Raw genomic sequence first — 6727 nt, 5'->3', positions numbered from 1 at the left:
CGCCGGGCCCACGCAGGGCGACGACGGTGTGCGCGGTGCCGTCCGCGACCTCACGAGCCGGGCCAAGGAGGCGGCCGCGACGCTCGCGGGACGGCGGTCGCACGTCGACATCCGGCGCTCCGACCTGCCGGGCTGGCTCCGGCCGAGCGACCTGCTGTCCACCGACGAGGAGGCCGCCGACGCGGCGGACCTCGCGCGCGAGCTGCGCCTGCCGCGGCATACCGACCCCATCGCCGGCTGGGCGGCCCTCGGCGCGCTCGCCGCCGTCGTCCGCCTCCGGGCGCGGCCGGGACAGCACCTCGACGTCGTCGACTGCTCGGGTCCGTCCTCACCCTTCGTCGCCTGGTCGCGGGCCACCGGGCACGAACCGCTCGAGTGGGAGCCGCCCGACCCGGGCGCGGCCCTCGACGACGTCGACGTCGACGCGGGCAGCTGCGACGTCCTCACCATGCTCCACCCCACCGACTGCGACGCCGGCGACGTCGACGGTCTCCTCGCGCTCGCCGCCTGGATCCTGCGCCGGGGTGGGATCCTCTCCTTCACCGTCGCGGCCGGTGGCGCCGACGTCCCCGGCGCCGTCGCCCCCGGCGATGTCCGCAGCATCGTCGCGCGCGCCGACTCCCGCGGCCTCGTCCTCGTCGGGGACATCGACTCCGACGTGACCGAACGCCTGCGCGGGGCGAGCCTTCGAGGGGCCGGGCTCGACGCGGCATACGGGGTGGTCCGGCTCACCTTCCGGAGGCGGTGACATGGCCCTCCCGCCGCGCCTGCGCACCCTCGTCACCGTGCTTCGCTACGGGGCGCTCGTCCTCGTCCTCCTCCTCGTCGTCGTGGCGCTCGCGAGGAACTGGCAGAGCGTCTCCCGCGAGCTCGGCTCGATCCCGCGGTGGTCGGTGGCCGGTGCGTTCGCCCTGACGATCGTCTCCGGGATCTTCGCGATGCTGTCCTGGCGCGTCCTGCTCGCCGACCTCGGCACCCGGCTCCATCTGGCCGATGCCGCGGGCATCTTCTTCGTCGGCCAGCTCGGCAAGTACGTCCCCGGCTCGGTGTGGTCGGTCGTCATGCAGGCGGAGATGGCGGCCCGGCTCAAGGTTCCGCGGCGGCGGACCGCCGTCGCGGGGCTCCTGCTCCTCGGCATGTCGGGGCTCACGGCCGCCCTCGTCGGCATCCCGGGACTTCCGATCCTCCTCGCCCGCAACGGTCACGAGGTGTGGTGGCCGCTCGTCGGCGCCTGCATCGTCGTCGGCCTCGTCGCCCTGTCGCCTCCCGTCCTCAACCGCCTCATCGCCGTCGGCCTGCGGGTCCTGCGCCGTGAGCCGCTCGAGCACGCGCTGACGACCCCGGCCATCACCCTCGCGACCGTCTTCTCGGTCCTCTCGTGGACCTTCCTCGGCGCCGGCTGCTGGGTCCTCGCCCAGCCGATGGCGTCCGACGAGCACAGCGCGGGCCGGGTCTTCGTCGTCGCGGTCTTCGGCTACGTCATGGCCGCCGTCATCGGCATGATCAGCTTCTTCCTCCCCGCCGGGGTCGGCGTCCGTGACGGCGTCTTCCTCGTCATGCTGAGCGGCCTCATGTCGCCCGCGGCCGCGACGGCGGTCGTCGTCGTCTTCCGGTTCGTCACGGTGCTCGCCGACATCGTCTTCGCGCTCTTCGGGTGGCTCTGGGCCAAGGGCCACGAGCTGCTGCCGAGCCGTGCCGACCGCGACGAGGTGTATGCCGACGCCGAACGCCTCGCCGAGGACGAGGACCGCCCCTCGCCCCACTCGTCCGGCCACTGAACCCCTCCGCATCTCGGCCGCGTGGGGGACTCGCGTGCGGTCCGTGACGGACGGCGGAGCGGGACCGGTTAGGGTCGCCTCTCGTGACGACCGGACCCGACGACCTCTCTTCCGGCCCCCGAGACGAGTCCGCCGCTGCCACCGATCCGCAGGTGGCGGCGCCGCCCGGCGGCCGGGCCCTCGCGGTCGCCAAGCGGGCCGCCGAGCTCGGGCTCTGGACCCGGGTCGGCGTGCAGCGCCGCGTCGAGGCCCGCCGGGGACGGCCGCGACCCGCTCCGTCCTCCGTGCCCCCGACCGGCGTCCTCCAGGACGCCGCCGAGTGGCGACGGGCCACGGCGGAGGCGCGTTCGCTCCGGCTGCCCCTCCACCGGGACCGGCCGAAGAACTGGGACGCCCTCGGGGCCGTCGCCGCCGTCCTCGACCTCGCCGACGACGGGTCGCGCACCGCCTCCGTCCTCGATGCGGGCTCGGCGCGGTACTCGCCCGTCCTGCCCTGGCTGCGGCTCTACGGCCTCGGCTCCGGCCCGAGCCGGCTCATCGGGATCAACCTCGAGTTCGGCAAGCCCGTCCGGCGTGACGGTGTCCTCTTCCGGGCCGGCGACGCCACGGCAACGGGACTCGCCGACGCCTCGCTCGACGCGGTGACGTGCATGTCGGTCATCGAGCACGGCGTGCCCTTGCGCCCGTTCCTCGCCGAGTGCGCCCGCATCCTCCGCCCGGGTGGCGTCCTCGTCGTCTCGACCGACTACGACGAGGACCCGCCGGACACGACGGGCGTCACGGCATACGGAACCCCTGTCCATATCTTCTCGCCGGCGGAGATCCGCTCGTTCGTCGCGGACGCCGCGACGCTCGGGCTGGCCCTCGTCGGTGACCTCGACGAGCCGGGTGCCCTGGCCCACCCGTCGCGCCCGGTGCACTGGAAGCGGACCGGGCTCGACTACACGTTCGTCCTGCTGACCTTCCGCCGCGCCTGACCGCCGGGGACGGCTCACCCCATCGGGGTGGGCATCCATCCCGACCGCGTCCTTCTCGGAGACGGCTCACCAGATCCGGGGGCTCCGGTCCGCGAGCTCACTCGTCGGGGAGGAGGCGTCCCCAGGTCGTCCGGAGCAGCCGCCGCCGTACGGGGCCGCCGCCGCCGAGGGCCGCTCGGGCGGCGTTCCAGCCGCAGGCCCCGTGGACGCCGCCGCCGGGATGGGCCGCGGCACTCGCGAGGTAGAGGCCCTCGACGGGCGTCTCGGGCCGGCCCAGCCCGAGGACGGGGCGGAAGACGAGCTGCTGGTGCAGCCCCGACGTCCCCGCGTTGATCGCGCCCCCGACCAGGTTGGCGTCCCTGTCCTGGAGGTCCGCCGGGGACTGGACGTGGGTCGCGAGGATCCGGTCGCGGAAGCCGGGTGCGCAGCGCTCGACGGCCTCGTGCATCCGCTCGACGTGGGCGGCGACCGACTCCCGGTCACCGAGGCTGCCGACCGGCACATGGGTGTATGCCCACGCCGACTCGGTGCCGGCGGGGGAGCGCGACGGGTCGGCCGTCGTCATCTGCCCGAGGAGCAGGAAGGGTCGGCGCGGCGTGCGCTTCGCGGAGAGGTCGGCGGCGAAGTCGACGAACCCCGTGTCGTCGACCCCGAGGTGGACGGTCCCCGCGCCCGCCGGTCCGGTCGGCGAGTCACCCGCCCGCCACGGGATCGGCTCGCGGAGCGCCCAGTCGACCTTGATCGTCGCGTCGTCCCACTGGAACCGGTCGAGCTGCCGGGCCAGGCTCCCCGGCAGCTTGCCGAGGCCGACGAGATCGCGGTAGAGGGTCGGCGCCGAGACGTCCGCGAGCACGGCCCGGCGCGCGGTGACCCGCGTCCCGTCGGCGAGCCGGACGCCACAGGCCCGGTCGCCGCGGACCTCGATGCCGGTGACGCGCGCCCCCGTGCGGATATCGCCGCCGTGGCTCCGGATCCGGGCGGCCAGTGCGCCGGCCAGCTCGCCCGAACCGCCCTGCGGCACCGGGAACCCCACATCCTGGCCGAGCATGCACAGCAGCCAGCCGAAGATCCCGCTGCCTGCCCCGTCGGGCGGGATGTCGGTATGCAGCGCGTTGCCGGTGAGGAGCAGCTTGGGTCCGATCCCTCGGAACCGCTCGTCGGCGAGCCGGCGGACCGGCGTCACGGCGAGACGGGCGAGGTCGAGCGCCTGCGTCGTGCCGAGCCTGCGCAGCAGCCGCGCGCCCGGCCGGATCGGCGGGAAGGGGGTGAAGAGGGCGTCGAGGAGCGGGTCGCGGACGCGCATCCACTGCTCCACCATCGCCGTCCACGCCTCGCCGTCCCCGGGCGCGTCAGCCTCGAGCGCGGCGGCGGTGTCCTCGACCCTGCGCCGCAGCACCGCGGCATACCCGTCGTCGAGGGTGTGGGCGAGGACGGTGGGCGCCTGCACCCACGTGAGCCCGTATGCCGGGAGGTCGAGTCCGCGGATGACGGGGGAGGCCTCCGCGAGCGGATAGAACGCGCTGAACAGGTCCGTCGTGAACCCGGGCGCGGTCACCTCGGCGCTGCGGACGGCACCTCCGACGACGTCGTTGGCCTCGAGGACGAGGACCTCCCAGCCGGCGTCGGCGAGGGCGTTCGCGGCGACCAGGCCGTTCGGGCCGGCGCCGACGACGACCGCATCGACGCTCTCGGTGGCCATGGCACATTCGTACCATCCCGGCCCCTCCGCCGCCCTCGCCCGGCCGCTCGGGGTGGCGGTCTGGCACCCGATCGGGGCCTGTGCACCACGACCGCCCCGGTCGCCCGGCCGCCCAGGGTGGCGGTCTGGCACCCGATCGGGGCCTGTGCACCACGACCGCCCCGGTCGCCCGCCCCTCACTCCGCACGTGCCGAGTTGTTGTCCTCGCAAGGCGATTCCGGGAGCATCAACTCGGCACGTGCGAGGTTGTCGCGGGCGACGGGGGGTCGGGGCCGGCGCATGAGCTCGGCGCGGAGTGTCGGCGGCAGGACGCACAATGGGCGCGTGCCGTCGCTCGTCCGCATCCACCGTCCCGTCGGGCCGTACTCGCTCGACCAGACCCTGTCGTGCTTCCGCCACGGCGCGGGCGACCCGACCTGCCGGGTCGTCGACGGCGCCTGGTGGCTCGGACAGGCCACGCCCGACGGCCCGGCGACCCTCTCGATCCGGGCGTATGCGAGCGCCGGGCGGGTGGAAGCCCGGGCCTGGGGACCCGGCGCACGCTGGGCGCTCGAGGCGGTCCCGGAGCTGCTCGGCGCCGAGGACGACCCGTCGGGACTCGTCCCCCGACATGACGTCGTCGCCCGGGCCATGCGGGCGCATCCCGGGCTCAGGGTGCCGAAGTCCCGACTCGTCGTCCAGTCGCTCGTCGCGGCGATCATCGAGCAGCGGGTGACGGGGAAGGAGGCGTTCGGGTCGCAGCGCCGGGTCGTGCGCCGGTTCGGGACGCCCGCCCCTGGTCCGGGCCTCGCGATCGGGCTGTTCGTGCCGCCGGCGCCCCGGGAATGGGGCGTGGTGCCCTCATGGGAGTGGCTCGGGGCCGGCGTGGAGCGCGCCCGCTCCGGGACGGTCATGAGGGTCTCGCGGGTCGCCGGGCGACTCGAGGAGAGCGCGAACCTGCCGCTTCCGGAGGCGCACCGCCGGATGCGGTCGATCGCGGGCGTCGGGGAGTGGACGGCCGCCGAGACCGCCCAGCGCGCCCTCGGCGACGCCGACTCCCCGAGCTTCGGCGACTTCCACGTCGCGAAGGACGTCGGGTGGGCCCTCGCCGGGCGGCCGTTCACCGACGACGAGATGCGCGAGGAGCTGCAGCCGTATGCCGGTCACCGGTACCGCGTCCAGCGCCTCCTCGAGCTGGCCGGTCACCGCCGCCCACGACACGGACCGCGGATGCGCCTGCCCACCCACCTCCCTCGCGTCCTGAGCTGACGCACGTGGTGCGGGGAGGCACTCCGGCAGGTGCGGGGTTGTCGTGGTCGCCGGCCCGATCCCGCCACGGAAACCCCCGCACCTGCCGAGTCGGAACCCCGCACCTGCCGAGTCGAGGTCCCCGAGCGGGCGTCCCGACGACATCTGCTCGGCACGTGCGCACGACCCACCGCACGTGCGCACGACTTCTCGGCACGTGCGCACGACCCACCCCGCGCCTGCCGACGCGGTCGGCCCCGGATGCGGTCAGCGCACGGGGATCGCGCGGCGTCGGAAGGCGGCGAGGGCCAGCACCCCGAGAGCGACGGCCAGGACGGTGAGCACCGCGAGCCCGACGGGCTCGACTCGACCCGTCGGCGGACTGCCGATGGCCGTCGTCGGCGCGAGGTGGAGGACCCAACCCGGCAGGCGCAGACCGGGACCGAGGATCTCCACGAAGAGGACCACGCCGAACGCTGCCCACACGGCGGGCACGGCGCGCGGTGCCGCGGCGTAGACGAGGAGGGCGACCGCCGCGACGAGGAGCGCGGCCGGCAGGTATGCGACGCCGTCCCGGAGGAGGGTCCCGGCGAGGGACGCGTCGCCGATCGAGGCCGCCGCCGTGAGGGCGAAGGTCACCGATCCCGCGACGGTGACGAGGACGAGGCCGGCCACGACGGTCGCCGCCTGGGTCCTGGCCCATCGGGACCGGGAGACGGTTCCCGCGAGGAGGGGCTCGAGCCGGCCGTCGACCTCCTCGCGGCGGAGCGTCCCGGCCGCCTGCACGGCATACCCGCAGCTCAGCATCGCCAGATAGAGGAGGCCGGCCCCGAGGAAGGCGTCCTCGGGTCGCGCCCTGCTGCCGAGTGCCGAGGCGAGGCCGGGGTTGGCGACTGCCGCGTCGACGGCGCTCCTGGCGAGGATCCCGAAGGCGCCGCCGACGGCGACGGCCGCGGTGACCCAGGCACCCGTCGAGCCCCGGTGGATGCGTGCGGCGAGGCCGGCCGGCTCGCGCAGGAGGCGCCCGGCCCCGGGGGGGGCGGGGG

4 protein-coding genes and 2 pseudogenes are annotated in these 6727 nt (G+C 75.4%); 4 read left to right on the top strand and 2 right to left on the bottom strand.

What is annotated here, in order from left to right; genetic code table 11:
- From BN12_RS25455 to BN12_RS20005, 3 genes and pseudogenes are all read left to right on the top strand, one after another.
- Positions 1-748: pseudogene (locus tag BN12_RS25455) on the top strand (glycosyltransferase family 4 protein); the annotation flags it as partial.
- 1 nt (position 749) lies between these two features.
- The gene (locus BN12_RS20010) at positions 750-1778 is read left to right on the top strand and encodes a lysylphosphatidylglycerol synthase transmembrane domain-containing protein (RefSeq protein ID WP_083454794.1); all 1029 of its coding nucleotides are present in this window, start codon (positions 750-752) and stop codon (positions 1776-1778) included.
- An 83-nt stretch (positions 1779-1861) separates the two neighbouring features.
- Entirely contained in the window at positions 1862-2755 is an 894-nt protein-coding gene (locus BN12_RS20005; protein ID WP_048555238.1) for a class I SAM-dependent methyltransferase, read from the top strand.
- 97 nt (positions 2756-2852) lie between these two features.
- Here BN12_RS20005 and BN12_RS20000 read toward each other — a convergent pair whose 3' ends face one another.
- Positions 2853-4454: a phytoene desaturase family protein gene (locus tag BN12_RS20000; protein ID WP_048555236.1), complete on the bottom strand. Its 1602-nt coding sequence runs from the start codon at positions 4452-4454 to the stop codon at positions 2853-2855.
- A gap of 324 nt (positions 4455-4778) precedes the next feature.
- On the opposite strand from BN12_RS20000, the gene BN12_RS19995 reads away from it, so the two are divergent.
- Positions 4779-5702 carry a DNA-3-methyladenine glycosylase family protein gene (locus tag BN12_RS19995; protein WP_157635587.1) on the top strand — a complete coding sequence of 308 codons (924 nt, stop codon included), beginning with the start codon at positions 4779-4781 and terminating at the stop codon, positions 5700-5702.
- A gap of 246 nt (positions 5703-5948) precedes the next feature.
- On the opposite strand, the pseudogene BN12_RS19990 reads toward BN12_RS19995, so the two are convergent.
- A pseudogene (locus tag BN12_RS19990) lies at positions 5949-6727 on the bottom strand (hypothetical protein); the annotation flags it as partial.

The organism is Nostocoides japonicum T1-X7 (genome assembly GCF_001046855.1).
GTDB classification, from domain to species: domain Bacteria; phylum Actinomycetota; class Actinomycetes; order Actinomycetales; family Dermatophilaceae; genus Nostocoides; species Nostocoides japonicum.
Note: the sequence above shows the minus strand (reverse complement) of the source record. Positions and strands in the feature narration are given on the sequence as shown.

Excerpts from the sequence above, each read along its gene's own strand:
- BN12_RS20010 (WP_083454794.1), top strand. The coding sequence starts at position 750 with ATGGCCCTCCCGCCGCGCCTGCGCACCCTCGTCACCGTGCTTCGCTAC.
- BN12_RS20000 (WP_048555236.1), bottom strand. The coding sequence starts at position 4,454 with ATGGCCACCGAGAGCGTCGATGCGGTCGTCGTCGGCGCCGGCCCGAAC.